This window comes from Variovorax sp. AC103, from assembly GCF_979254005.1.
Genome location: NZ_CEEDFC010000019.1, coordinates 51,023 through 75,448 on the forward strand (window position 1 = coordinate 51,023; position 24,426 = coordinate 75,448).

Genomic DNA, 24,426 nt, shown 5'->3' on the forward strand with positions numbered 1-24,426 from the left:
GTGACTCCGTCAGGCCAGCACGCAGGCCGCGTCGAAAGGCAGGCGCGGCAGGCGAGCGAACACTTTCGACGCGTCGCCGTGGCCCAGGTTGATGAGGAAGTTGACGCTCCAGTCGGTGCCTTCGAAGAAGGCCGCCTCGACCTTCGCCTTATCGAAGCCCGACATCGGCCCGGCGTCCAGGCCCACCGCGCGTGCGGCCAGCAGCAGGTAGCCCGCCTGCAGGCTGGCATTGCGAAAGGCAGTCTCGTGCGCGGCCTCGGGGCTGCCGGTGAACCAGCTGCGCGCGTCGGCATGCGGGAACAGCGTGGGCAACCGGTCGTAGAACTTGCGGTCCCATGCGGCAATGACCGTGACGGGCGCGCTCATGGTCTTGTCGAGGTTGCCCTTGGAGAGCGCAGGCGCCAGGCGCGCCTTGCCTTCGGGCGTGCGCACGAACACGAAGCGCGCGGGCGAGCAGTTGGCCGAGGTCGGGCCGAGGCTCGCGAGCGCGTAGATCTGCTGCAGTTGCGCGTCGGTGACGGGTTCGTCGGTCCAGCCGTTGTGGCTGCGCGCGCCGGTGAACAGCAGCGACAGCGCGGCGTCGTCGAGTGTGGAGAGCGTGGCGGAGGTGGTCATGCGGAAACGGTGTGTGCTGTGTGTGCGGTGGGAGTGCTCGCCCGCGAAAGAAAGGCCAGCAGGGTGCTGTTGAATGCATCGGCCTCGGTCACGCTGTGCGCGTGGCCGCCGTGCGCCATGAGGTTGAGCGTGGCGTTCGGCAGGCCGTCGGCCAGGCGCAGCGAGCAGGTCCAGGGCACGAGCACGTCGTCCTTGGCGGCCGCCACCAGCGTGGGCGCGGCGATGTCGGCCAGGCGTGCGTCGATGTCGAAGGCGCGCAGCGCGGCGATGCGCGTGCGCATGGTGTGCTCGCCGGGGAAATGCGCGAAGGCGTGATCGACTTCGTCGGCCACGCGCTTGGCGTGCGCGGCGCACCACGCGGCGGGGTACAGGAAGATCGGTTGCGCTTCGACGTACACACGCGCACCGCATGCGCCCAGCAGTGCAAGGCGCGCATCGAAGCAACGCGCCGAGTGCGGGTTGGGCTTCGACCAGGCGTTGACGAGCACCAGGCTGGCGATGCGCGAGGGCGTGTCGAGCGCGAGCTGCAGGCCGACGAGGCCGCCCAGCGCATGGCCCGCGAAATGGCATTGCGCGGTGTTCGTGGCGTCGAGGATCTCGCGCACGTCGTTCGCCATGTCCGCGATGGCATACGCATCGGGCAGGGCGCCGGGGCTGCGGCCGGTGCCGCGCTGGTCGTACGCAATGACCCGATGCCCCGCGGCAATCAACGCGCCCAGTTGCGGCTGCCAGAACCCGGCCGAGCCACCGAGGCCCGACGACAGCAGCACGGTGGCCGCCGCGTCCGACGGCCCATGCACCTCGTAGTGCAGCGAAGTCATGCCGGTCATGCGGGTCATGTGCTTCAGGCCTTCTTGCCGACGTGCGCGATGGAGGCGATCTCGACCAGCGCATCGGGCTTCACCAGGCCGCACTGGATGCAGTAGCGCGCGGGCTTGGTACCGGGAAAGAACTCGGCATACACCGCGTTGATCTTGGCGTAGTCGGCCCAGTCCTTGAGCATGATCTGGTTGAAGGTCACGTCGTCCATCGTGCCGCCGGCCGCCTCGACCACGCCCTGGATGATGGTGAGCACATGCCGCGCCTGCGCGCTCGCGTCGCCCACATGGACCACGTTGTTGTCCTTGTCGAAGGGCAGCGTGCCCGACACGTAGAGCACGCCGTCGGCGAGCGTGCCGGGAACGTAGGGGGCAAGGGGCACACCGGTGCCGGGCGGGATGATGGCTTGCTTGGGCATGGGAAAAGTCCTTCGTGAAGAAATCAGGCGATGGCCGTTTCGGCCGGGGCGGTTGGTGCGGCAGCAGCAGGGGCGGGCGCGAAGGTGCGGCAGAACTGGTCCACCGTGGAGACCCATCCGAAGAAGGTCTCCACGTTGTAGACCGAGGCCTTCTGGATGGCGGCGCCGCCGAGCTCGTGCGTGGCGTCTTCCAGCATCACCGCGAAGTACTCGAGGTGGAAGGCATCGCGCAGCGTGGACTCCACGCACACGTTGGTCGCGATGCCGGTGAACACCAGGTGGCGGATGCCGCGCGCGCGCAGCGTGCTGTCGAGCGTGCTGTTGAAGAAGCCGCTGTAGCGCGTCTTGGGCACCACGATGTCGCCGGGTTGCGGCTTCATCTCTTCGATGAGTTCGTAGTCCCAGCCGCCCTTGGCGAGGAACTTGCCCTGCAGCTCGGGCCTGGCGCGCATGGTCTTCAACGCGTTCGACTTGTGCCAGTTCGGCGAGCCGGGGCCGCCGGCCTCCACATAGGCTGCGTCCCAGCCGTTCTGCAGGAACACGACCAGCATGCCGGCCGCGCGCGCCGCCGAAATGGCGCGCGCGATGTTGGCGATGGTGCCTTGCGCGCCGGAGATGTCGAAGCCGGCCGAGTCGACATAGCCGCCGATGGAGGCGTAGGCGTTCTGCATGTCGACGACGATCAGTGCCGAGTCGGTGGCGTGCAGCGCCATCGGCTCGGGGCGCGCGGGCAGCACCAGCGGTGCGGGCGCACCGGGCAGGCGCGGCGCGCCGACGGGCGTGGTCGAGGTGAGGGTGGTGTTCTTGGGTGCGGACGAGGTCATGCGCGTCTCCTCTTCAGGCTGCGAGGCGCTCGGGCTCGACCTGCGAAGGCACCGGGCTCTGCACGTGCGCGCGGCTCTTCATGAGCGGCTGGATGCGCTCGCCGAAGGCTTCGACGCCCTGCACGAAGTCGTCGAAGGTCAGCAGCACGCCTTCGGTGCCCGGCACCTCGGCCACTTCGTCGAGCATGCGCGCGACGCTGGCGTACGAGCCCACCAGCGTGCCCATGTTGATGTTCACGGCCGAGGTCGGGTCGGCCATCTGGCGCACGTTGGTGTCGGCGCCCGACTTGGTGTCGGCCGCGCCCTGCTGGCCCAGCCAGGCGATGGCCTCGTGGTCGGCGCCGGCCTTGTAGTGCTCCCACTTGGCGCGCGCGGCCTCGTCGGTCTCGTCGGCGATCACCATCATCAGCACGTAGGTGGTGACATGGCGGCCGGTCCTGGCGGTGGCCTCGATCAGCTTCTCGGCGGCGGGCGCGAAGGCCTTGGGCGTGTTCACGCCCTTGCCGAAGCAGAAGTTGTAGTCGGCGTACTTGGCCGAGAACTCCATGCCCGCGTCGCTCTGGCCGGCGCAGATCACCTTCATGTCGGCCTGCGGCTGCGGGCTCAGGCGGCAGTCGTCCATCTGGAAATGGTCGCCCTTGAAGTCGGACTGGCCCTTGCCCCACAGGTCGCGCAGCACCTGGATGTATTCGGAGAGGTAGGCGTAGCGCGTGCCGAAGAACTGGTCGCCGGGCCACATGCCCATTTGCGAGTACTCGGGGCGCTGCCAGCCGGTGACCAGGTTCAGGCCGAAGCGGCCGTTGGAGATGGAGTCGATGGTCGACGTCATGCGCGCCACGATGGCCGGCGGCATCACCAGCGAGGCGGCCGTGGCGTAGAGCTTGATCTTGCTGGTGACCGCCGCCAGGCCGGCCATGAGCGTGAAGGACTCGAGGTTGTGGTCCCAGAACTCGGTCTTGCCGCCGAAGCCGCGCAGCTTGATCATGGACAGCGCGAAGTCGACGCCGTAGCGCTCGGCCTTCAGCGTGATCTGCTTGTTGAGCTCGAAGCTGGGCTTGTACTGCGGGGCGTTTTCGGACAACAGCCAGCCGTTGTTGCCGATGGGAATGAAGATGCCGACGTTCATGGAAAGGCTCCTGTTGCGTGATTGCGCAACGCCTTGCATACGCCGTGCCAGTTGAATAAGTTGTTTGAAATCAATGGCTTGGAGAAATGGTGCGCCAATGTTTTGACCAAATGGTCCAAAGTGGCGCAAGCGAACGGCCGGCGATGCGGCAGCACGGTGCGCACCGGACCAAAGCGGTGCAGTGCCGCCGTCACGGTCGGCGCGGCAGAATCACGCCATGCCCAAGACCCCACTCCGCGCCGCCGCGGCCCTCGGCGGCACTGCCGACGACGTCGAGACGGCTTTTTATGAAGCGCTGCAACGCGGCGACATCGATGCGCTGATGGCCTGCTGGGCCGACGAGGACGAGGTGTTCTGCGTGCACCCCGGCGGCCCGCGGCTGGTGGGCGCCGTGGCCATTCGCGCGGCCTTCGAGCAGATGTTCGGCAACGGTGCCATCCACGCCACGCCGGCGCGGGTGCGCAAGATCGAGTCGCTCGCCAGCGCGGTGCACAACGTGCTGGAGCGCATCGAGGTGCTCACCGCCGAGGGCCCGCGCCATGCCTTCGTGCTGGCCACCAACGTCTATCACAAGACCGCGCAGGGCTGGCGCCTGGTGGCGCACCATGCGAGCCCCGGCAGCGCGCGCGAGCCCGACGACGTGAACGACCCGCCCCAGACCCTGCATTGATGCCGTCCTTCGTTTCCCCCTCTTCCCCTTCTTCCGGTTCGACGATGGACTACCTGGCGCCGCGCTGGCTGCCCGGCGGCAACCTGCAGACCATCTGGGCCGCGCTGTATGCGCGGCGCTTCGACGGGCCGGCGCCGGTCTACCGGCGCGAGCGCTGGCCCACGCCGGACGGCGACTTCATCGATGTCGACTTCGTGGACGCACCTGCGGCGTATTTGGCTGAAGGACCCGCACCGCTGCTGGTGCTGTTCCACGGCCTCGAGGGCTCGTCGCGCAGCCACTACGCCGAGGCCTTCGCCACCTTCGCCGCGGCGCAGGGCATGGCCTTCGCCGTGCCGCATTTCCGCGGCTGCAGCGGCGAGCTGAACCTGGCGCCGCGCGCCTACCACTCGGGCGACTTCGAGGAAATCGGCTGGATCCTGGCGCGCATGCGCGAGCAGCACGTCGCCAAGGGTGGCGGTCCGGTGCTGGCCGCAGGCGTGTCGCTGGGCGGCAATGCGCTCATGCGATGGGCTTCGGAAGCCGGAGAAACGGCTTCGGGCGTGGTGGGCGCCGTGGCCTCCGTGTGTGCGCCGCTCGATCTTGCGGCGGGCGGCGAGGCCATCGGCCGCGGCTTCAACAAGCTGGTCTACACCCGCATGTTCCTCAACACCATGAAGCCCAAGGCGCTGGCCAAGCTGGCGCAGTTTCCGGGCCTGTTCGACCGCGAGCGGCTGATGTCGGCGCGCAACCTCCACGACTTCGACAACGTGTTCACCGCGCCGCTGCACGGCTTTCGCGACGTCGCCGACTACTGGTCGCGCGGCTCGGCCAAGCCGCACCTGGCGTCGATCCGCGTGCCCGCGCTGGTGGTGAACGCCCGCAACGACCCGTTCATTCCCGCCGCGAGCCTGCCCCGGCCCGGCCAGGTGGGCCCGCACGTCACGTTGTGGCAGCCCGCGCACGGCGGCCATGTGGGCTTTCCGATGGGATTGCCGCCGGGGCATGTGCAGGGCATGCCCCAGCGCGTGGGCAGCTGGCTGCAGCTGCATGGCGGCACACGTGGCACACGCGGCACATTGACTGACGGTGCGGGCTTGCGCACGGGAAGAGAATGACGCCATGGACGACATCGTCAAACAAGCAATTGCCAAGTGGCCCAACGTGCCGCACTGCTACGGCTGGCTCGGCCTGGACGCGCGCGGCAACTGGTACATGCGCGACGACCGCACCCAGGCCGAAGGCCCGTTTCGCACGGCCAAGGGCTCGATGCTGCGGCACGACAAGCTGATCGACTTCATTCACCGCAACTACGAGCACGACGACGAAGGGCAATGGTTCTTCCAGAACGGGCCGCAGCGCGTGTACATGGAGCTGGAGGCCGCGCCCTGGGTGTGGCGCGTGGCCGAGGAGGGCGATGGCTTCAGCGTCACCTCCCACACCGGCAAGGCGGTCGAGGTGTCGGGCTGCCTGCTCGACGAGGAGGGCAGGCTCTACCTGGCCTCGCCGATCGGGCTGGGCCTGGTGCACACGCAGGACGTGGGCATTGCGGCCGAGGCCGTCGAACGCGGCCTGTGGCAGCCGGAGGCGGTGCAGGCCAGCGAGTTGCCAGGCCGCTTCGGGCATGTGCTGAGCCCGGCGCAGCGCCACGCCGAAGAAGCGTCTGCGCCTTCGCCTTCCGGGTCTTAGCCCTGGCGAGGCCCGCGCGCCGCCCATTGAAAAAGCCGGCGCTGGGCCGGCTTTTTCAATGGGATCGGGGGAACGCTCAGTTGGCGGGCGCGCTGGCAGCGGACGCCGCAGGAGCAGCAGCCGCCGCAGGCGTGGCTGCCGACGCAGCGGGTGCCGCTCCCGAAGCGCCTTCGGCAGGCGCCGCCGCCGCCGGACGGTCCGGCACCGGGAACTTGGCGCCACCGGCATTGGCCATGTAGACCACGGCGCGCCCCACTTCGAGGTCTTCGAAGTCGCCGCCGCCCTGGGCAGGCATGGCGCCCTTGCCCTTCAGGGCATGTTCGAGGAGGGTGGCATAGCCCTGGCCGATGCGCGGGCCCCAGGCGGCTGCGTCCTGGAAGTGCGGGGCGCCGGGAATGCCGGGGGCGCCGTGGCAGGTGGCGCACTGGGCCTTGAACACGGCCTCGCCGGTGGCCAGGGGGCGGTTGGCGTCGCGGACCTCGATGGCGCCGACCCGCTTCAGGCGCTCGGCCACTTCGCGGTCGCGTGCCTCCTTGGTCACGCCGTAGAGCGCCATGTTGTCGCCCTCGGCGGTGCCGGCGGGCTTGTTGCCCGAGACCACGTAGGCGACAAGACCCACGATGATCAGGATCGGGGCAACGAAGGAGAAAAATACCGCCAGCAGCAGTTGCTTCGGGTTCTTGATCGGCCCGGTGTGGGCTTCTTCTGTGGCCTGGTAATGCGGGTCTGCGCTCATGGCGTCCTCAATAACGGGGGCTCGTCGGGGGGCTTCTTCTAACCAACCGGCGATTATAGAGAGACCCCTTGCCCGAAGGGGCAAGGGACCTACCCTTAGGCGGCGACCCGATGGCTCAGCCCTTGTCGCGTGTGGCCCAGCCGCCGCCCAGCGTCTTGTACAGCGTGACCTGGTTCTGCAACTGCAGCAGGCGCGTGGTCACGGCCGATTGCTGGGCCGTGAACAGCGAGCGCTGCGCGTCCAGCAGGTCGAGCGCGCTGGCAATGCCGTTGCGGTAGCGCAGGTCGGACAGCTTGAAGCGCACGCCTTCGGCATCGGCCTGCGCACGTTGCGCGCGCACCTGCTCGCCCAGCGTGGCGCGGCCCGCGAGCGCATCGGCCACTTCGCGGAACGCCGTCTGGACCGACTTCTCGTACTGCGCCACCGCGATCTCGCGCCCGGCCTTGGCCGAGTCGAGCGTGGCCATGTTGCGGCCCGCATCGAAGATCGGCAGCGTCACCGTGGGCGCAAACGACCAGGCCTTGGAGCCGCGGTCGAACAGGCCCGAGAACTCGGTGCTCGCGGTGCCGATGCCGCTGGTGAGCGACACGCGCGGGAAGAAGTTGGCGCGCGCCGCGCCGATGTTGGCGTTGGCCGCAATCAGCTGCTGCTCGGCAGAGCGGATGTCGGGGCGCTCGGCCAGCAGGTCCGACGGCAGGCCGGCGGGCACGTCGGGCATCGGGTTGATGCCCTCCAGGCCCTTGGTGGGGCTGGTGCTGCCCGCGGTGGCTTCGGCCGGCACCGGCGCGCCCAACAGCAGGGCCAGGGCGTTCTCGTCCTGCATGCGCGTGCGCTGCTGCTGCGCATAGGAGGCGCGCGCGGTTTCCAGCAGCGAGTTCGCGGCCTGGAAGTCGAGCTCGGACGACACGCCGTTGTCGAAGCGCAGCTTGGTCAGGCGCACCGACTCTTCGCGCGTGGTCAGCGTCTGGCGGGTGATTTCGAGCAGCTCGTCGTCGGCCAGCAGCGTGAGCCAGCCGTTGGCGACCGAGGCAATCAGGCTGATCTGCACCGCCTTGCGCGTCTCGTCGGTGGCCAGGTACTGCGCCAGGGCCTGGTCCTTCAGCGCGCGGATGCGGCCGAAGAAGTCCAGCTCCCAGGCGGTGAAGCCGAAGTTGACGCTGTACTGCGAGGACACGCTGCCCACGCTGGAGTCGAAGGCCTGGAACGTATTGGGGCTCGAGCGCGAGCCCGAGCCCGTGAGGCCCAAAGCCGGGAACAGCGCCGAGCGCTCGACCTGGAACTGCGCGCGCGCCTGCTCGATGTTGAGCACCGACACGCGCAGGTCGCGGTTGTTGGCCAGCGAGGTCTGGATCAGGCCCGCCAGCCGCGGGTCGGTGAAGAAGTCCTGCCACGGCAGGTTGGCCGCGGCCTGGCCGGCCGGTTGCGTCGGGTCGCCCGGGTAGGTGGTCGGCACCGGCGCGGCGGGACGCTCGTAGGTCGGAATCAGCGAGCAGCCGGCCAGCAGCAGGGCCGCTGCCAGGGCGGTGGGAATCAGTGTCTTATTCATGTTTCGGTTCCTCCACGATGCCGGCGGCTTCGGCGTGCCGCTTGTCGGCCTCGCGCTGGCGCGCGCTGCCCTTGAACAGGGTGCGCACCACCACGAAGAAGATGGGTACGAAGAACACGGCCAGCGCCGTACCGGTGATCATCCCGCCGATCACGCCGGTGCCGATGGCGCGCTGGCTGGCCGAACCCGCGCCGGAGGCGAGGAACAGCGGCAGCACGCCCAGGCCGAAGGCCAGCGAGGTCATCACGATCGGGCGGAACCGCAGGTGGGCCGCGGTGAGCGCCGACTCGATCACGCCCTTGCCCTGCGCCTGCAGGTCTTTCGCGAACTCGATGATCAGAATCGCGTTCTTCGCGGACAGGCCGATGATGGTGATCAGGCCCACCTGGAAGTACACGTCGTTCGAGTACGAGCGCAGCATGGTCGCCAGCAGCACCCCGATCACGCCCAGCGGCACCACCATGATCACCGCCAGAGGAATGGTCCAGCTTTCGTACAGCGCGGCCAGGCAGAGGAACACCGCCAGGATCGCGAAGCCGTAAAGAATGATCGACTGCGAGCCCGCGAGCTTTTCTTCACGCGACTGGCCGGTCCATTCGAAGCCGAAGCCCGCAGGCAACTGCGTGGCGAGCTTTTCCATCTCGGCCATCGCGGCGCCCGTGCTGAAGCCGGGTGCGGCGTCGCCGCTGATGCGGATGGCCGGGTAGCCGTTGTAGCGCACCGTCTGCGTGGCGCCCTTGACCCACTTCGTGGTCGCGAAGGCAGAGAGCGGCACCGGCAGGCCCTGGGTGTTGGGCGCCGTCAGCTTCAGCAGGTCGTCGGGCTGCATGCGGGCCGGCGCGTCGGCCTGCACCACCACGCGCTGGAGGCGGCCGCGGTTCGGAAAGTCGTTCACGTAGCTCGAGCCCAGCGAGGTCGACAGCGTCGCGTTGATCGCGTCGAAGGTCACGCCCAGTGCGCTCGCCTTTTCGCGGTCGATGTCGATCTGCAGCTGCGGTGCGTCTTCCAGGCCGTCGGGGCGAACCTGCGCCAGGATCTTGCTCTGCCCGGCCATGCCCAGCAGCTGGTTGCGCGCGTTCACGAGCGCCTCGTGGCCCGCGCCTGCGCGGTCCTGCAGCCGGAAGCTGAAGCCGGTGGCGTTGCCCAGTTCGGGAATGGGCGGCGGGCTCAGCGGGTAGATGAAGGCGTCGCGGATGCCCGAGAGCGCACCGAAGGCACGTCCGGCCAGCGCGCTGGCGGAGTTGGCCGCGTCCTTGCGTTCGTCCCAGTCCTTCAGCGTCACGAAGGCGAGGCCGGCGTTCTGGCCCTGGCCCGAGAAGCTGAAGCCCATCACGCCCACCATGCTCTGCACTTCGGGCTGCTTCAGGATGAAGCCTTCCACCTGCTGCATGACCGACAGCGCACGCTCCTGCGTGGCGCCTGGCGGCAGCTGCACGTTCACGATGATGTTGCCCTGGTCTTCCTGGGGCAGGAACGAGCTCGGCAGGCGCAGGTACGCCACCACCACCGCGCCGATGATCACGGCGTAGATGATGAGGTAGCGCGCCGCGCGGCGCAGCAGGCGGGAGACGATGCTTTCATAGCCCTTGGCCGTGCGCGTGAACACCCGGTTGAACCAGCCGAAGAAGCCGCGCTTCTCGTGGTGGTGGCCGGCTTCCACCGGCTTGAGCAGCGTGGCGCACAGCGCGGGCGTGAGCGACAGCGCCATGAAGGCCGAGAACGCGATCGACGCCACCATCACCGCCGAGAACTGGCGGTAGATGTTGCCGGTCGAGCCGGCGAAGAACGCCAGCGGCACGAACACCGAGATCAGCACCACGGTCACGCCGATGATGGCGCCCGAAATCTGCTTCATGGCCTTGCGCGTGGCTTCGAGCGGCGAGAGCCCCTCTTCGCTCATGATGCGCTCGACGTTTTCCACCACCACGATGGCGTCGTCCACCACGATACCGATCACCAGCACCATGCCGAACATGGTCAGCACGTTGATCGAGAAGCCCAGTGCGAGCAGCGTGGCGAAGGTGCCCAGCAGCGCGACCGGCACCACGATCGTCGGGATGATCGTGTAGCGCCAGTTCTGCAGGAAGATGAACATCACCACGAACACCAGCGCCACGGCTTCCAGCAGCGTCTTGACCACTTCGGTGATCGAGATGCTCACGAAGCGCGAGCTGTCGTAAGGAATGGCCCACTTCACGCCCTGCGGGAAGTACTTGGACAGCTCGTCCATCTTGGCGCGCACGGCCTTGGCCGTCTGCAGCGCGTTGCCCGAAGGCGTCTGTTGCACGCCCACGCCCACGGCCGGCTGGCCGTTCAGGCGCGCCGACGTGGCATAGGCCTGGCCGCCCAGTTCGACACGGGCCACGTCCTTCAGCCGCACGGTCGAGCCGTCGGTGTTGGCGCGCAGCACGATGTTCTTGAACTGGTCGACGTTGGCGAGCTGGCCGTTCACCACCACGGTGGCGGCAATGGCCTGGCCCGGCACGTTCGGCAGGTCGCCGATGGTGCCGGAGGCCACTTGCGCGTTCTGCGCCTTGATGGCGTTGTTCACGTCCAGCGGCGACAGGTTGAAGCCCTGCAGCTTGGCCGGATCGATCCAGATGCGCATCGCGTTCTCGGTGCCGAACAGCTGCGCCTGGCCCACGCCGGGAATGCGCTGCAGCTCGGGCACGATGTTGCGCGAGGCGTAGTCGCCCAGCGCCACCGGGTCGTAGGCGGGGTTGTCGGACGACAAGATCGTGAACAGCAGGAAGTTGTTGCGCGACTTGTCCACGCGCACACCCTGCTGCGTCACCGTGGCCGGCAGGCGCGGCGTCGCGCGCGACAGCCGGTTCTGCACGTCCACCTGCGCCAGGTCTGGGTCGGTGCCCTGCTCGAAGCTGATCGTGATGGTGCCGGTGCCGTCCGCCTGGGCCACCGATTCCATGTAGATCAGGCCCGGCGAGCCGTTCATTTCGCGTTCGATCACGGACAGCACGCTGTCCTCGAGCGTCTGGGCCGACGCGCCAGGGTAGGCGGCGTTGATCACGATGGCCGGAGGCGCCACCGGCGGGTACTGCGAGATCGGCAGCTGCGTGATGGCGACACTGCCCATTACCAGGACGAACAGTGCGATCACCCAGGCAAAGATCGGGCGGTCGATAAAGAATTTGGCCATGCGGGCGCGCTCCTGCTTACTTCTTCTCGGCCGGGGCCGAAGCCTGGCCGTTCGCTGCGGGTGCCGCGGCGGGGGCGGCTGCACCTGCGGCGGCCGGTGCGGCGCCTGGTGCTGCACCCGAGGCTGCGGCGGCGGGCGCTGCAGCGGCATTCGGGTCTGGCTTCTTCCACGGCACCGCCTTCACGGGCGTGCCTGGCGGCATCATCTGCAGCTTCTGGAAGCCGTCGACCATCACCTGTTCGCCGGCCTTCAGGCCGTCGAGCACCACCCACTGGTTGTCCTTGGCGGCGCTGATCTTCACGGTGCGCTGGCTGATCTTGCCGTCGGCGCTGACCACCGACACCGTGTCGCCCTGCTGGGTGCGCGTCACGGCCTGTTGCGGCAGCGTGATGGCGTTGGTGGCCTGGGCCTGCTCGAGCTTCACCCGCACATACAGGCCGGGCAGCAGCTCGCCCTTGGGGTTGGGCACTTCGGCGCGCAGCGTGATCTGGCCGGTGGTCGCGTCGACCGTCAGGTCGGAGAACAGCAGCTTGCCTTCCAGCGGGTAGTCGCTGCCGTCTTCCAGCACCACGCGGATGCTGGCGGCCTCGCCGCCGCCGGCGCGCTTGTACTGGCCGTCGGCCACGGCGCGGCGCAGCTTCAGCACGTCGGTGGCCGACTGCGTGAAGTTCACGTACACGGGGTTGATCTGCTGCACCACGGCCAGCTCGGTGGCGTCGCCCTGGCCCACCAGCGCGCCTTCGGTCACGAGGGCGCGGCCGATGCGGCCCGAGATGGGCGCGGTCACGTCGGCATAGCCGAGGTTGATCTTGGCGGTCTGCACGGCGGCGCGGCCCGAGATCACGTCGGCTTCGGCCGTCTTCTGCGAGGCCAGTGCGACGGAGTATTCCTGCTTGCTCACGGCGTTGGCCTCGACCAGCGGCTTGTAGCGGTCGGCCAGGGCCTTGGCCTGCACGGCATTGGCTTCGGCGCGGGCCAGCGTGGCCTGGGCGTTCTGGGCGGCGGCCTGCAGCGGTGCGGGGTCGATGCGGAACAGCAACTGGCCGGCCTTCACGTCGCTGCCTTCGCGGAACTCGCGCTTGAGCAGGATGCCGGCCGCGCGGGCGCGGACCTGGGCGATGCGCGACGCTTCGAGGCGCCCGGGCAGTTCGGTCACCAGGCCGACATCGGTCGGTGCGGCCACCACCACGCCCACTTCAGGGGCAGGGCGGGCGCCGCCGGCAGCGCCGCCCGGGGCGGCGGGCGCATCGCTCTTGCCACAGCCCGCAAGGACCAGCAGGACGACGGCAGCCACGGTCGCGAGACGCGGCGAAAAGGACGAGTGACGCGAAACATGCAGGAGAGGCATGCGATTCCTTTGAAGCGAAGACGGGAGATGGCGCATTTCACGGAGCGAACCGCAAACCAGCGCAGACAGGCGGGCCATCGGGGAAGCCCGGTAGTTTACATACATTCATGGATGTATAGTGACAGCCAGCAATGGCCCCACGATACTGAAAGGGCGTTGCCTTTACAAATCAGGAGACTGGGTGGCACGTCGTACGAAGGAAGAGGCATTGGCCACGCGGCATCGCTTGCTCGATGCCGCGGAGCTGCTGTTTCAGGCGCAAGGTGTCTCGCAGACCACGCTGCAGCAGATTGCGCAGCAGGCCGGCGCCACGCGCGGCGCCATCTATTGGCATTTCAAGGACAAGGCCGACCTCTTCAACGCGATGATGGAGCGCGTCATCCTGCCGCTGGAGGCCGGCCCCCGGGCCGCCAGCATGCCGGGCACCGACGACCCCCTGGCCGAGATCGAGGAGGGCATGGTCCACGCGCTGACCCTCATGACCACCGACCCGCAGGTGCGCCGCGTGTTCGACGTGGCAACGCACAAGGTCGAGTACACGCACGACATGGCCTCGGTGCAGCAGCGCCACCTGGACGCGCGCAACGCCTGCGTGGCCGATTTCGAAAAGGCCCTGCGCCTGGCCGCGCGGCGCGGCCACCTCAAGCTGCCGGTGCCCGGCTATGTGGCGGCGCAGGGGCTGCATGCGCTGATCAGCGGGCTCATCCAGAACTGGCTGCTCGACCCAGAGGCCTTCGAGCTGGTGGCCACGGGCAGGCGCACGTTCCGGGTGTATCTGGCGGGGCTCGGGTTCGCCCGGCCGGCGGCTGGCGCCCCTGTGGAGAGCGAGCCTGAAACACTCGGCGCCTGATAGGCCATAATCACGGGCTCCGGTGCACGCCGGACCCCGATTCCTCGCTGTATTTCAACGGATAGAATTCGGCCCTCCGAAGGCTGAGATCCAGGTTCGATTCCTGGCGGCGGGACCAGTTACTCGACTCACATAGCCTCGCGTTGTCTCTAAACCCGCTCTCCTCCTAGGAGAAGCGGGTTTTTCTTTGTCCGAGGTTGTCTCGCGTTGTAGCATTTCATCTCGGTACTTTGTCGGTACTTCTGTCGGTACCGACCAAGCACCCGAAATCGAAGTACCGACACTAAAAACGCGCGGATCAGCAATGGCACTCACGGATACCTTCGTCAGGCAAGTCAAACACAAGGGCGCCGAAATCGGCGAACGCTACGCCGATGGCGGCGGGATGTACCTGCGCGTGAAGGCGGCGGGCAAGTACTGGCGCATGGACTACCGCATGGACGGCAAGGCCAAGACCTTGGCCCTGGGCGTCTACCCCGAGATCACTCTGGCCGAAGCCCGTCAGCGGCGCGACAAGGCCCGCAAAACTTTAGCCCACGGCATCGACCCCAGCGTGGCCAAGCGCGAGGAGAAAACAGCCAAGGCCGCGGCAGCAGCCAACACGTTCGAGGCCGTCTCTCGCGACTGGCTGAAGAACACTGCCAACAAGCGCGCAGAGATCACTCAAGCCAAGATCACCAACTGGCTCGAAAAGGATGTGTTCCCCTACATCGGCAAGTGGCCGATCGCGACGATCAAGGCCAAGGACATCCTCGACAAGGTAGCTAGGCGCATGGAGGCGCGCGGCATCCACGAAAGCGCCCACCGCATTGTTCAGATTTGCTCGCAGGTCTTTCGCTACGCCGTCGCCACCGGCGTGGTGGGGCGCGATGTGACGGCCGACCTTCGTGGCGCGCTGGTGGCCATCGAGAAAACCAATTACGCGGCCATCACCGATCCACAGCAGACCGGCGCCTTGCTGCGTGCCATCCATGCCTATGGCGGCCATCGGTACACGCTCGCTGCCCTAAAGCTTTCCCCTCTTGTGTTCGTGCGTCCCGGCGAACTGCGCGCGGCCGAGTGGTCTGAAATCAACCTCGATTCCGCTGAGTGGCGAATCCCTGGCGCGAAGATGAAGATGGGCGTCGATCACATCGTGCCCCTGTCGGTGCAGGCTGTCTCCATCTTGCGCGACCAGCACGCGGCCACCGGCCACGGGCAGTACGTGTTTCCCAGCATCCGCACCGGCGAACGCCCCATGAGCGAGAACACCGTGAACGCCGCGCTGCGTGGTATGGGCTATGCCAAGGAGGTGATGACCGCGCACGGCTTCCGCGCGATGGCCCGCACGATCATGGACGAGGTGCTTGGCGAGCGCGTGGACTTCATCGAGCACCAACTGGCGCACATGGTCAAGGACCCCAACGGCCGGGCCTACAACCGAACGGCGCACCTGCCCGCGCGGCGCGAGATGATGCAGCGTTGGTCTGACTACCTCGACAAGTTGCGCATCGGTGCAGACGTGATCCCGCTGAGGGCGGCGGCCTGAGGGCAGCTGTCGCTCTCAGAGAAAACGACGCTCTTAGCGTCTCAAACCGTCGCGCATAATCTCGCTCGATCATTTTTCTGACGGTCGGGTCAACGATGGGCCCCGCCCCCCAAGCACGCTGGCTTGGAACGTCACGTGATAACTTAAAGGACGTGAAGGCGCGATGTTGTTGAAACCCGATATGGACAGGTACTGGGCGGGCGCTCAAGCACGGATCGACGAGATACTGATGCCTATGGCGATCAAGGCCAAGTGCTTTCCGGAAGGTACGACCGCCGATGATCTCGAAAAGCACATTGTTGAACTGAGGCCCGCGACTGGAGAGTCCCAGCCGAGCGACCCCAGACTCAGGGCGGCCGAGGCGGTTCGGTTGCTGTACGGGATTTGCCACGCTGGCTTCGCCTTGTCGAATCTCCAAGCAACAGCGTATGCCCGATTGGCGAACATCCCGATGGGCGACCATCGCGCAGCCGCGATGCAGGCGGTCGACGAGCCGTTCTTGCAAGGCCACGCCGATCTCTACGCGACATTCGAGGATTTCGCTCCGCAAATGGTCGGCTATCTCGGGGCGATCCAAGATTTTTCGCAGCACAACGCCCAACGTGGCGCGGCGGGGCGACGCGAGATCGGCGAGCAAACGACAAGCAAAGTGAAGGAGGCGGCCCCGAAGTTCATGCACCTGCCCAAGGACTCCGCCGCCACCTTGATCGCTGAGGAGATCGGCAGGTCGGCTAGCACGGTGCGCAGGTTGCTTTCTGAGTTGTTCCCCGGCCCTGCGTGGGTGCGTCAGATCCCCGGATCCGACACACTAAGTCCAGCGATACGGCAAATGACATCCGACGATGCGCCGCATGACATCCACTGATGCCTCATGCCGTTTCCATCGAAGCGGCGTAGCGCCATTGTTCCCGTGAATTGACAGTCACTCCATACCGCATGCATGACGCAACGTGGGTTCAATTGGAGCGACGAATGGCATCACCTGCCCAGTCTTACCGCCCGAAGCAAGCTGCCGAATTGCTCGGCATCGGGACGGCCACCCTCTGGCGCTGGATCAAGACCCGGCCCGACTTTCCACGGCCGATTCGCCTGTCGGCGCGCTGCACGGTCATTCCCGGCGACAAGCTGATTGCCTGGCGCGACGCCCAGGTCTCCAAGTGAGGGCTCGCCGAGCAAATGATGAGCAGCATGCTTGACGCCATGTGCGCAGTCGGCCTGGCGCCTTGGAAGAATCTGGACTTGCGCGCCGACGGCCGCCTGATGCGCTACCGCGTAGAAGGTGACAAGCCCGGCAGTCGCAATGGCTGGGCCGTGCTACACGACAGCCCGCTGCGCGCAGGCGCCTTCGGTAGCTGGAAGACCGGGGAGACGCACACATGGTGTGCGACGCCATCGCCCAATGCCAGGCCGCCGACGCCGGCCGAGCGAGCCGCACTGCAGCGTGCGATGAAGGCCGCCCAACAAGCCCGCTTCGCCGAGCAACATGCCGTGCACGCCTCTGCGCGCGAGCGTGCGCAGAAACTGTGGGCGCGAGCGCGACCGGTGCAGCACGACCACCCCTATCTACAGCGCAAGGGTGTGCCAGTCATTCCGGCCATTGGTATGCGGCAATTGCGCGATGCCTTGCTGATTCCGGCCAGGGATGCGGATGGCATCTTGCACACCCTGCAATTCATCGGCCCCGACGGCGCCAAGCGTTTCCTGACCGGTGGGCGCATCAAGGGGTGCTACTTCGCCATCGGAAGGGGACGGCCCGAGCGCTGTCTGCTGCTCGCCGAAGGTCTGGCGACCGGCAGCACCCTCTACCAAGCCACCGGCCATGCGGTGGCCATCGCCTTCAACTGCGCCAATCTGGAACCCGTGGCGCGTGCGCTGCGCGCCAAGTTCCCCACGCTGCGGCTGGTGGTCTGCGCGGACAACGACCAGCATACGCCCGGCAATCCCGGCGTCACGCATGCCCAGGCCGCCGCGCGCGCTGTGGGCGGCTGCGTCGCCATCCCCCGGTTCACAAGGAACGCCGCGTGAGTGCCGCCACAGATTTCAACGACCTGGCCCAATTGGCCAGCCTCGACGAGGTGCGTCAACAGGTTCACCAGGCCGCGTCGACGCTCCAACCCATCGAAGCAATTAAAGCGACTGAACCCTCGTCGTGGCCGGAGCCGATCCTGCCCGGCACCCTGCGCACTCCGGCGATCCCGTGCGACGTCTTGCCCACCTGGATGGGGGCCATGGCGCAAGCCGTCTCCGAGAGTACGCAGACCCCACCTGCGTTGGCTGTCATGTCCTGCCTGGCCGTGCTCGCCACGGTGCTGCATCGGCGCTTCGAGGTCGCGCCCTTCGGCGATGGCTACACCGAGCCGCTGGCCCTGTGGACATTGAGCGCCACCCCCAGCGGGACACGCAAGTCGGCTGTGCTCAACGCCATGCTGGGGCCGTTGGTGCAGTGGGAGGAACTGTTGCGGGGCCGCATGCGCAGCACCATCATCCGCACCAGTGCGACCCGGGCGGTGGCGAAGAAGCGCATCGAGCGGCTGCTGCAGGATGCGGCGAAAGCCAAGGACGAGAGCGAGCGCGAAGGCGTCCGCAACGAGATCGCGCGCGAGGAGACCGACATGCCCGACGAGGCTCGGGCGCCTCGTCTGTTCACGGGTGACACCACGGCCGAGCGACTACAGGCCCTGCTTGTGGAGCACGGCGAGCGCATGGCGGTGCATTCGGACGAGTCGGGCATCTTTCTCATCATGGCCGGCATCTACAACGGCGGCGCGGCCAACATCGACGTGTTCCTGCAGGGCCATGCCGGCACGCCCATGCGCGTGGACCGTGCGGGCCGCACGGCGCACGTCGACAAGCCCGCACTGTCGTTCGGCTTGCTGCTGCAGCCGGACGTGTTGGCGGATGTGGCCAGCTCGCGACGCTTTCGTGCATCGGGCCTGCTGGCGCGCTTCCTGTACGCCATGCCGGCCAGCAACGTCGGCAGGCGCGATGTGCGCAAGCACACGCCTATCCCGGCAGATGTGCGCGACGACTACAAGCAGCACCTGTTCGGCCTGTTGGAGGGTGTGCCCGGCCCCTTGGCGGCACCCAAGGTGCTGCCCCTGTCGGACGCGGCGCGCGACGTTTGGCTGGATCTGGCCGAAGAGATCGAGCGCCAGCAGGGAGATGGCGGTCGCTACGAATCGATCAGCGATTGGACTGGCAAACTGCCCGGCGCGGTGGCGCGCATCGCTGCGCTGCTGGAGCTGGCCGAGATGGGTCTTGCCAGCCAGGAGGTCAGTCAGGTGGCGATGGAGCGGGCGCTGCGTTTGGGACGGCTGCTGATCCCGCATGCGCAGGCGGCGTTCGGGCTGCTGGGCACCGATGCCATCGACGGTGATGCGGCAGCGATCCTGAAATGGGCGCGTGCGGGCGAGTTGGCCGAGTTCACCAGACGCGAATGCCAGAAGGCGCAGGAGGGGCGCTTCAGGAGCGTGGAGCGGCTGCAGAAGGCGCTGGACCGGCTGGAGCATCAGGACGTGGTGCGTGAGTTCAAGCGGCCCAACAAAGGCGCACCGGCGACCACTGCGTATCGCGTCAATCCGAGGGCTCTGTCGACATAAGCGAGTTTGTCGCCATAACCAAAAAAATAGACTTTTTCTTTCTATATCAATCACTTGCAGGGTTGGATACCTACCCCTATCGACAATGTCGACAAACGCGACAGACCCGGATCGAAAGGGTGTTTGTCGAGTCTGTCGACATTGTCGATAGGGGGTGGGAGTCGATAGCGCCGTGAGGCGGTGCCCACCCCGGTCGCGGGTCCTTCCTGGAGGTGCGCTGCACGGGTAATTCGAACCGCGACCTCAGACTGTTCACTGGTCCTCCTAAGGGGGTTAAGTGAAGATCGAAAACCGGCGATAGCCACAAGCACGCAAATACCCAGTCATTGGGCGTTGGTCAGCGGAAGGCGCAGTTCGCGGCGGTGAATGTCATCCCCCTTGCGGCGTCGACATCCTTCTTCTCAACAGCATCTCGCGAATCGATGCAACACATTGAAGAATCGGGCAAGAAGCGGCTGCGAGTCGGCAAGGCCTCAACTAAGCTCCACTGTCCTCACGGAAATAGCCTTGCGCGCCAAAGTAGTCGTGAACAAGCAAAAGCAATGCCTCGCTAGAAGGTTCGATCTCCGCATTGAAATGAATGGTGTGATCACCCGACTGGCGCACAACCCGAAAGTCTTGCAGCTTCAAACGATCAAGGTCTGGTGTTTCGTGTAGCAGCCCGATGTGCACTACACCGGCAACCGACATCTTCCAATCGCTCGCCGTATGGAACTCGATCGTCAGTGCTGATTTAGTCTCGCTATCTTCGTAAACTAGAGAATCCACAACCATATCCAGAAGTGGGTCAGTGCTCTTAAGAAAGTACCAGACGACATCGACGTACATATGGCAAGTTGCCTGATCTGGTGGCTGCGCGTCATTGTGCTCGATATCATTTCGCAGCTTCATCAGCTCTGCGAGGAGCGTCGGTCTGACCAGACCGAAATCTTGCAACGTTTCAAGAATTCGCTTCTTTGCCTTCGCTGTTGGTAATTTTGAGAATCCGTACTCGGCTTCGAGTGCTTTAAGTCGAGTGTTGATGGACCGCTTCAAGGAGCTCATGCAATCTACGCGATCGAGCTCAGTCAGTTGACCGGCGAGTCTGTCACGAGCATGGCGCCATATATCTCTTGGACGTGAGACATAGTCCGAAGCGGATGGAAACCGTTGCCCTTGATGATCGTATGGCCACCGTAGGAAATCGCTAGACAGGTACATGATCGAATAAGGTTAGTGCAGGCCCTAGTGCTTTAGATTCATTCTATGAGGCCTGCCAGCCTGTACGCCCAAACAGATCAAGGCTTGGTTGCGTTCTCGGTCGCCTCCACTAAGCTTTTGAGAAATCTAATCGCCCTTTCTAGCTCGTCTTTCCGTACCAAGTGAGCGGCTGGAACTCCAACACTTGGAGCCTTCGAGCGATGGACCGCCTCGCCCCGCTTCTTGATCAGCGCATCGAGCTCTTGGCGGGCTCGCGCGGTGTCATAGTTGTTCCATTGCCAGCCTGACGCAACGTCGACGCCAAGGAAGTCCGAAAACAACTTGCAGGTCTTCTCAGCGCTAGGATTATGGAACTGCTTCAGCGTCGCTTGCAGATGCCGCAATACAAATCGATTCTGGAAGCTGTCATTTCCTTCGCCCAATCTTTGCTGCACGGCTTCCTGCACTCGGTCCTCTACATAGGTTTCCCAAGCGGTGCAGGCCATGATGAGCCCGGCACGCTTCAACACTTCGGCATTCGGTGGTGGAGGAAGAACATTGATCGCGTCGAAGTGATCGAGGAGCTCTACTGCATCTTTGATGGAGCTATCGAATGTATCTCTTGCTGTTGGCATTGTGAAATTCTTGTCAATGACAGATGGATTCAGAGGATAGTTTCCTCTTTCTACTTTGGCGCGATCCGAGATTGCTCCGAGCGCCGCAAAGGCCAGAGCACGATGGCGTCACAGTTGCGTGCACCGGTGGCAACACCTTCTCGCTCTACGAGCTCGCTCGTCCGGCCATGAATCGCAGTCGCATGGCCTGGCGAATTCGCTACAACGACGCAGCTTCATCAAGAAGAACATTGAAGACCGGCGGCAGATTCGCTTGGCGTGCTTCTTTCCGGAGTTGCTCAAGATGACGTGGCACGAGTCGAAGCCGACCGCAGGCCGCTGCGAGCAGAAACTCCGCGAGAGCATCTCCGCGGCCTTGATCCCAAGAAGCAATATCGGCACGGATCACGTCGCGCATCTCTTCACTACTTCCTTCATCGACAGAGTAGTTCAACTCTTGCATGGTCGCACCGCGAATCAATGCGGCGCGCAAAACAGCATCATTGAAATCACGAAAATTCGAAGGACACAGAAGACTCTGCGCATAGACGGTTTGTCCCCAAACGGGGGTGGGGTTCGCACGCAGCGTCTTTGTTTCGATGCCGATATCGTCGCTACGCACCGCTGCCAGTGCGTTGCAAACAATGGCATATACGTCGGCCTGCGAGATCAACTCTCTCGATTTGGAAGTGTCGAGCAACACAAAATCTGGCGCGATTGCCAGCTGCCGGCCTTCAAAGCCGGGTAGGAAGATTTTCTCGGACGCGGCTGCCGTATTCTGCAGCCAGTTCCGTCGCGGCAGAAGAGTCTTTGGTAGCTCGTTCGTCGAAGCGAGCTTCTGCCAGTATCTCAACTCCATCTCCCAGGGAGAGGCCTGTTCACCTATCCATGGAAGCATCAGTTCAAGCACCGAGCGGAATGTGAAAGTCTCCGGCCCGAGCTCTCCATAGGTCAGAAAGATCTTCAAATCACTCAAGCTTCTGGCCGAATCAGCGATCGTCAGTGCGGAGAGGTACGAAACGCATCCGCCATCTACTTTCGGACGCAATTGGGCATTGATGCCACGCAGCGTCGCGTGGTCGCATAGAGTGCCAATTAGAACGAGCGCATTGGCGCGCGATTTCGCGGTCAGCTGCGCAACTTGGTCTCCAGTTACGCACCGTGCACTTCTCAAAATTGAAGTTAGCCCCGCCCTCCGGCAGTAGGCCTTGGCATCCGCCACCGTCAGACCTACAACCACAAGAAAATCCAAAGGTGTGGGCGTGAATCTTGTTAGTAGGCGCGAGAAGGATTGCTCCAGATAGCCGCCCGCACTAAGTCCGCCATTCAAGTTGACATCGACATCTGTGCGATTCGTGTCTCTCCGATGGAGGCGAATACTCATCGCGCCCGTCCGAGCTAGCGTCTCCATCGTCTTTCGCGCGCTCGGCGACTGAGACGCTTGCCCGACCCGAAGGCGCTTCACGGCTCGCTTTTCGAGCAAAAACTGATCACCCTCTAGTTCGGCCAGGATATAGCCACGCCTGCATAGAAGGCACGTGTCGTGCGTATGGTTTTCGATGTATGGATATCCGAACGCTCTTGTGGATCCGAATGTGAGATCGCATAGCACCCGGCCAGGTGTTGCCATCGCTGCCGAAGACTTGAGTAAGAAGAGCGTCAAAAGCATGCCTTCTTCCACGCCTAGTCCGATCAAACGAGCGGCCAGCCCGCCGGAAGTTGAAGCCGAAACGAGCACCAGATCACTACGACCAAGTCGCGGCAACTTATCGACACCACCGTAGGAGCTGAAGGACTTCGCAGTCGGCATCTCGCTCCATAGCCCCCGAACAGCAGCCACTCGCTGCATCGCGAATGCAAGCGATAGGAGCGGCGCCGTGTCCACGAATACGCGGCGCGGCTCAAGTTGGCGCAGCACCGCCAATCCAAAGAATGCCACGACGGCACATGCTGCCGACGTGAGAAGCACGCTACTCGTTCGCAAAAACTTGCTGACATGCTTTCCTGAGGCTTTCGAGAAGTGCACGCCGACCGGGGCGTCAACCAACCCTTTTCCTTCGTCGAACAGATTAAACAGCCAGCCGTGCCGCAGCTCGTCGCCAAGCGAACCGGGCTCCATCGCAGTAGGCACGCCGTCGACCAGCGAGTACTCTGTGCAACGCACAGAGCCGACCCCGCCTGTGGAGCTGAATCCGAGCGCAGCGACCTTGACATTGCCAATCGCTTGGCCGACACCGGCCCGTAGCAACGCGGATCCTCCATCCAGCAGGGCTTTCTCAACGGCGTTGTCGTCCAAGAACGGGGCTACGACGTAGATTCGAGGCGTATTTGGCCGCCGCTCCAATACATCGCGAACGTCGTCTCCAATCGTGACTCCGCTCAGATACGGAATGTCATACACCAGCAAGCAGGCGTCGCCTTCTAGCGCCCCTTCCTTAAACCTGGTGGTGAGTGCAAGCGCCTTCATTCGTCGCTCAGCGGGATAATGATTCGTACTGAGGATCCCAACAAGAACTCGTGCTCCGATGGTTCAGCACGATACTTTCTCTCCACGTCCAAGAGCTTCGGAACTGGCCAGGCGAAATGAGCATGAGCAGCGCGCGGCTTCATCTTCGCTTGGAGTTCGCCGTCAAGAAATGTACGGTATGCGAACAACCTGCCGGTGCGAATCTCTATGCGCCCGTTAAGGGACTGAAGGCCGCGTAGAACCTCGTACAGGCCAAGTGCCCGGTGCCCGGCGCGTTTGTCGAGGAGCCCAGGGTAGTAGTGCCGCTCAAGACAGTTGTGGAGCACCTTCCACTCTTCATCCAACGGTGTCTTGTCGTTGAGTGCTGCGCGCGTGAACGAAGCGAAGTAGCCGACACCGGAGTCAAACACGGAAGCTTCAAAGCACTCGACAAATCGCGTGCGCGGTTCGCCTTTCAGAGGTCGTAATACGGGAACCTCTATCTTCACTCTCTTGAAGACGAGTCCACGCAGACTGTCTTCGCCGAGGGGCCTTCCGGATGTGTCGAGTTTCCCATGCATGTCGGTGTTTTCAAAGAGCTCAGCGATCACGACACCGAGCGCGTTCGCCTTGCTGTAGATCGTCGAACCACGCGAGCTCGAGCCGGTTTGAGCCAGCAATGCGTCAACCACTAGGGTCTCGAAATCCTCACGCCCGTGAAGCCGAAGAGTCACGGGATCGTAGAGATCACTCGGAGGCGCTTCACCAGCGCTGTCTGAGCAAACGATGATGTCGCTGTCTGAGAAGAAATCGCGAGCAAGGCGATGCGTGAGAATCGCTTGGCGGATCCGCTTTACGGGCAACTCTTGCCGCTTGCCATTAGCGGACAAGACAAAGTGCGAGGACTTGTGCATCGAGAGAAGCACAGCAAGTAGGGGAAATATCGAAGCCCCTGTCGCTGCGCGTTTCGCCAGTCCTTCATCCCACACCACCTCAAACCGTGCACCCTTCCGAGCCAAGGTCAAGATTCTCTGAACTCCGAGAACTTCGGATTGTCCAATCGCCGCGGCCATCTGAAACTCATAGTCCGCCGGGACGATCAATGTCAACGTCGTTTCGGCGTCGACTCGCGATATCCATGGTGTGCTCACCATGAGATCCACCGGCAAGTGAATGCTGGCCGGTATTGAGTCAGAAGCGGGAGCCATACGACCTTTGCTGCTTTTCCGAGGTGAGTGGCATATATCCTACTGGTTAGCGCGTGAAAGCAAAGAAAAATTGCC

At 64.7% G+C, this 24,426-nt stretch carries 23 protein-coding genes and 1 tRNA gene; 10 read left to right on the forward strand and 14 right to left on the reverse strand.

From position 1 onward, the window contains the following. Nucleotides 1-9: 9 nt before the first annotated feature. Genes AC0IYU_RS24580 through AC0IYU_RS24605 form a run of 6 tightly spaced genes read right to left on the reverse strand, consistent with a single transcriptional unit; the run spans nt 10 to nt 3,996 of the window. Nucleotides 10-615, reverse strand: coding sequence for a malonic semialdehyde reductase (locus AC0IYU_RS24580; protein WP_472122154.1), 606 nt, complete (start codon nt 613-615; stop codon nt 10-12). Continuing rightward, entirely contained in the window at nt 612-1,454 is an 843-nt protein-coding gene (gene rutD, locus AC0IYU_RS24585; protein WP_472122157.1) for a pyrimidine utilization protein D, read from the reverse strand. The genes AC0IYU_RS24580 and rutD overlap by 4 nt, the downstream gene beginning before the upstream one ends. Before the next feature lie 5 nt (nt 1,455-1,459). Continuing rightward, nucleotides 1,460-1,852 carry a pyrimidine utilization protein C gene (gene rutC / locus AC0IYU_RS24590; protein WP_472122160.1) on the reverse strand — a complete coding sequence of 131 codons (393 nt, stop codon included), beginning with the start codon at nt 1,850-1,852 and terminating at the stop codon, nt 1,460-1,462. Between the two features lie 23 nt (nt 1,853-1,875). Beyond that, entirely contained in the window at nt 1,876-2,676 is an 801-nt protein-coding gene (gene rutB, locus AC0IYU_RS24595) for a pyrimidine utilization protein B (protein ID WP_435441107.1), read from the reverse strand. 13 nt (nt 2,677-2,689) lie between these two features. Further along, nucleotides 2,690-3,802: a pyrimidine utilization protein A gene (rutA, locus tag AC0IYU_RS24600; RefSeq protein ID WP_435441106.1), complete on the reverse strand. Its 1,113-nt coding sequence runs from the start codon at nt 3,800-3,802 to the stop codon at nt 2,690-2,692. Beyond that, the gene (locus AC0IYU_RS24605; RefSeq protein ID WP_472122163.1) at nt 3,799-3,996 is read right to left on the reverse strand and encodes a hypothetical protein; all 198 of its coding nucleotides are present in this window, start codon (nt 3,994-3,996) and stop codon (nt 3,799-3,801) included. Before AC0IYU_RS24605 ends, rutA begins: the two co-directional genes overlap by 4 nt. A 23-nt stretch (nt 3,997-4,019) precedes the next feature. Here AC0IYU_RS24605 and AC0IYU_RS24610 point away from each other — a divergent pair, with 23 nt between their 5' ends. Genes AC0IYU_RS24610 through AC0IYU_RS24620 form a run of 3 tightly spaced genes read left to right on the forward strand, consistent with a single transcriptional unit; the run spans nt 4,020 to nt 6,140 of the window. Beyond that, nucleotides 4,020-4,472, forward strand: coding sequence for a YybH family protein (locus AC0IYU_RS24610; protein ID WP_435441105.1), 453 nt, complete (start codon nt 4,020-4,022; stop codon nt 4,470-4,472). Nucleotides 4,473-4,516: 44 nt separating this feature from the next. Further along, complete coding sequence (locus tag AC0IYU_RS24615; RefSeq protein ID WP_472122165.1) at nt 4,517-5,569, forward strand: YheT family hydrolase; 1,053 nt, start codon at nt 4,517-4,519, stop codon at nt 5,567-5,569. 4 nt (nt 5,570-5,573) lie between these two features. Beyond that, a complete protein-coding gene (locus tag AC0IYU_RS24620; RefSeq protein ID WP_472122167.1) occupies nt 5,574-6,140 on the forward strand; it encodes a DUF2946 family protein in 567 nt (188 codons plus the stop codon). Nucleotides 6,141-6,216: 76 nt separating this feature from the next. On the opposite strand, the gene AC0IYU_RS24625 is transcribed toward AC0IYU_RS24620, so the two are convergent. The 4 genes from AC0IYU_RS24625 to AC0IYU_RS24640 form a co-directional block, all read right to left on the reverse strand. Continuing rightward, a complete protein-coding gene (locus AC0IYU_RS24625) occupies nt 6,217-6,876 on the reverse strand; it encodes a c-type cytochrome (protein ID WP_472122170.1) in 660 nt (219 codons plus the stop codon). 115 nt (nt 6,877-6,991) lie between these two features. Further along, nucleotides 6,992-8,422, reverse strand: coding sequence for an efflux transporter outer membrane subunit (locus tag AC0IYU_RS24630; RefSeq protein ID WP_472122173.1), 1,431 nt, complete (start codon nt 8,420-8,422; stop codon nt 6,992-6,994). Further along, complete coding sequence (locus tag AC0IYU_RS24635; protein ID WP_472122175.1) at nt 8,415-11,579, reverse strand: efflux RND transporter permease subunit; 3,165 nt, start codon at nt 11,577-11,579, stop codon at nt 8,415-8,417. The genes AC0IYU_RS24630 and AC0IYU_RS24635 overlap by 8 nt, the downstream gene beginning before the upstream one ends. A 16-nt stretch (nt 11,580-11,595) precedes the next feature. Next, on the reverse strand, nt 11,596-12,927 hold the full coding sequence (locus AC0IYU_RS24640; RefSeq protein WP_472122178.1) for an efflux RND transporter periplasmic adaptor subunit: 1,332 nt from the start codon (nt 12,925-12,927) through the stop codon (nt 11,596-11,598). A 181-nt stretch (nt 12,928-13,108) separates the two neighbouring features. On the opposite strand from AC0IYU_RS24640, the gene AC0IYU_RS24645 reads away from it, so the two are divergent. The 7 genes from AC0IYU_RS24645 (at nt 13,109) to AC0IYU_RS24675 (ending at nt 18,904) form a co-directional block, all read left to right on the forward strand. Further along, complete coding sequence (locus AC0IYU_RS24645) at nt 13,109-13,777, forward strand: TetR family transcriptional regulator (protein WP_472122180.1); 669 nt, start codon at nt 13,109-13,111, stop codon at nt 13,775-13,777. 43 nt (nt 13,778-13,820) lie between these two features. Then, nucleotides 13,821-13,895: transfer RNA gene (locus AC0IYU_RS24650), tRNA-Arg, on the forward strand. 186 nt (nt 13,896-14,081) lie between these two features. Further along, nucleotides 14,082-15,305, forward strand: coding sequence for a tyrosine-type recombinase/integrase (locus AC0IYU_RS24655; RefSeq protein ID WP_472122354.1), 1,224 nt, complete (start codon nt 14,082-14,084; stop codon nt 15,303-15,305). A gap of 163 nt (nt 15,306-15,468) precedes the next feature. Continuing rightward, nucleotides 15,469-16,170: a hypothetical protein gene (locus tag AC0IYU_RS24660; protein ID WP_435487429.1), complete on the forward strand. Its 702-nt coding sequence runs from the start codon at nt 15,469-15,471 to the stop codon at nt 16,168-16,170. A gap of 107 nt (nt 16,171-16,277) precedes the next feature. After that, nucleotides 16,278-16,466 carry a helix-turn-helix transcriptional regulator gene (locus AC0IYU_RS24665; protein ID WP_435487430.1) on the forward strand — a complete coding sequence of 63 codons (189 nt, stop codon included), beginning with the start codon at nt 16,278-16,280 and terminating at the stop codon, nt 16,464-16,466. Nucleotides 16,467-16,493: 27 nt separating this feature from the next. Next, on the forward strand, nt 16,494-17,330 hold the full coding sequence (locus AC0IYU_RS24670; protein WP_472122183.1) for a hypothetical protein: 837 nt from the start codon (nt 16,494-16,496) through the stop codon (nt 17,328-17,330). Next, nucleotides 17,327-18,904, forward strand: a complete 1,578-nt coding sequence (locus AC0IYU_RS24675; protein WP_435487432.1) for a YfjI family protein — start codon at nt 17,327-17,329, stop codon at nt 18,902-18,904. The genes AC0IYU_RS24670 and AC0IYU_RS24675 overlap by 4 nt, the downstream gene beginning before the upstream one ends. A gap of 477 nt (nt 18,905-19,381) precedes the next feature. On the opposite strand, the gene AC0IYU_RS24680 is transcribed toward AC0IYU_RS24675, so the two are convergent. The 4 genes from AC0IYU_RS24680 to AC0IYU_RS24695 form a co-directional block, all read right to left on the reverse strand. Then, the gene (locus tag AC0IYU_RS24680; RefSeq protein WP_435487433.1) at nt 19,382-19,948 is read right to left on the reverse strand and encodes a hypothetical protein; all 567 of its coding nucleotides are present in this window, start codon (nt 19,946-19,948) and stop codon (nt 19,382-19,384) included. 233 nt (nt 19,949-20,181) lie between these two features. Continuing rightward, the gene (locus AC0IYU_RS24685) at nt 20,182-20,718 is read right to left on the reverse strand and encodes a HEPN domain-containing protein (protein WP_472122186.1); all 537 of its coding nucleotides are present in this window, start codon (nt 20,716-20,718) and stop codon (nt 20,182-20,184) included. Nucleotides 20,719-20,917: 199 nt separating this feature from the next. Beyond that, complete coding sequence (locus AC0IYU_RS24690; protein ID WP_472122188.1) at nt 20,918-23,164, reverse strand: hypothetical protein; 2,247 nt, start codon at nt 23,162-23,164, stop codon at nt 20,918-20,920. Continuing rightward, complete coding sequence (locus AC0IYU_RS24695; RefSeq protein ID WP_472122191.1) at nt 23,161-24,351, reverse strand: hypothetical protein; 1,191 nt, start codon at nt 24,349-24,351, stop codon at nt 23,161-23,163. The genes AC0IYU_RS24690 and AC0IYU_RS24695 overlap by 4 nt, the downstream gene beginning before the upstream one ends. Between the last annotated feature and the right edge of the window lie 75 nt (nt 24,352-24,426).

What these genes read in the sequence shown, in the direction of transcription:
- AC0IYU_RS24580 (WP_472122154.1), bottom strand. Translation starts at nt 615, where the DNA reads ATGACCACCTCCGCCACGCTCTCCACACTCGACGACGCCGCGCTGTCG.
- rutD (WP_472122157.1), bottom strand. Translation starts at nt 1,454, where the DNA reads ATGACCCGCATGACCGGCATGACTTCGCTGCACTACGAGGTGCATGGG.
- rutC (WP_472122160.1), bottom strand. Translation starts at nt 1,852, where the DNA reads ATGCCCAAGCAAGCCATCATCCCGCCCGGCACCGGTGTGCCCCTTGCC.
- rutB (WP_435441107.1), bottom strand. Translation starts at nt 2,676, where the DNA reads ATGACCTCGTCCGCACCCAAGAACACCACCCTCACCTCGACCACGCCC.
- rutA (WP_435441106.1), bottom strand. Translation starts at nt 3,802, where the DNA reads ATGAACGTCGGCATCTTCATTCCCATCGGCAACAACGGCTGGCTGTTG.
- AC0IYU_RS24610 (WP_435441105.1), top strand. Translation starts at nt 4,020, where the DNA reads ATGCCCAAGACCCCACTCCGCGCCGCCGCGGCCCTCGGCGGCACTGCC.
- AC0IYU_RS24615 (WP_472122165.1), top strand. Translation starts at nt 4,517, where the DNA reads ATGGACTACCTGGCGCCGCGCTGGCTGCCCGGCGGCAACCTGCAGACC.
- AC0IYU_RS24620 (WP_472122167.1), top strand. Translation starts at nt 5,574, where the DNA reads ATGGACGACATCGTCAAACAAGCAATTGCCAAGTGGCCCAACGTGCCG.
- AC0IYU_RS24625 (WP_472122170.1), bottom strand. Translation starts at nt 6,876, where the DNA reads ATGAGCGCAGACCCGCATTACCAGGCCACAGAAGAAGCCCACACCGGG.
- AC0IYU_RS24630 (WP_472122173.1), bottom strand. Translation starts at nt 8,422, where the DNA reads ATGAATAAGACACTGATTCCCACCGCCCTGGCAGCGGCCCTGCTGCTG.
- AC0IYU_RS24635 (WP_472122175.1), bottom strand. Translation starts at nt 11,579, where the DNA reads ATGGCCAAATTCTTTATCGACCGCCCGATCTTTGCCTGGGTGATCGCA.
- AC0IYU_RS24640 (WP_472122178.1), bottom strand. Translation starts at nt 12,927, where the DNA reads ATGCCTCTCCTGCATGTTTCGCGTCACTCGTCCTTTTCGCCGCGTCTC.
- AC0IYU_RS24655 (WP_472122354.1), top strand. Translation starts at nt 14,082, where the DNA reads ATGGCACTCACGGATACCTTCGTCAGGCAAGTCAAACACAAGGGCGCC.
- AC0IYU_RS24660 (WP_435487429.1), top strand. Translation starts at nt 15,469, where the DNA reads ATGTTGTTGAAACCCGATATGGACAGGTACTGGGCGGGCGCTCAAGCA.
- AC0IYU_RS24665 (WP_435487430.1), top strand. Translation starts at nt 16,278, where the DNA reads ATGGCATCACCTGCCCAGTCTTACCGCCCGAAGCAAGCTGCCGAATTG.
- AC0IYU_RS24670 (WP_472122183.1), top strand. Translation starts at nt 16,494, where the DNA reads ATGCTTGACGCCATGTGCGCAGTCGGCCTGGCGCCTTGGAAGAATCTG.
- AC0IYU_RS24680 (WP_435487433.1), bottom strand. Translation starts at nt 19,948, where the DNA reads ATGAGCTCCTTGAAGCGGTCCATCAACACTCGACTTAAAGCACTCGAA.
- AC0IYU_RS24685 (WP_472122186.1), bottom strand. Translation starts at nt 20,718, where the DNA reads ATGCCAACAGCAAGAGATACATTCGATAGCTCCATCAAAGATGCAGTA.
- AC0IYU_RS24690 (WP_472122188.1), bottom strand. Translation starts at nt 23,164, where the DNA reads ATGAAGGCGCTTGCACTCACCACCAGGTTTAAGGAAGGGGCGCTAGAA.
- AC0IYU_RS24695 (WP_472122191.1), bottom strand. Translation starts at nt 24,351, where the DNA reads ATGGCTCCCGCTTCTGACTCAATACCGGCCAGCATTCACTTGCCGGTG.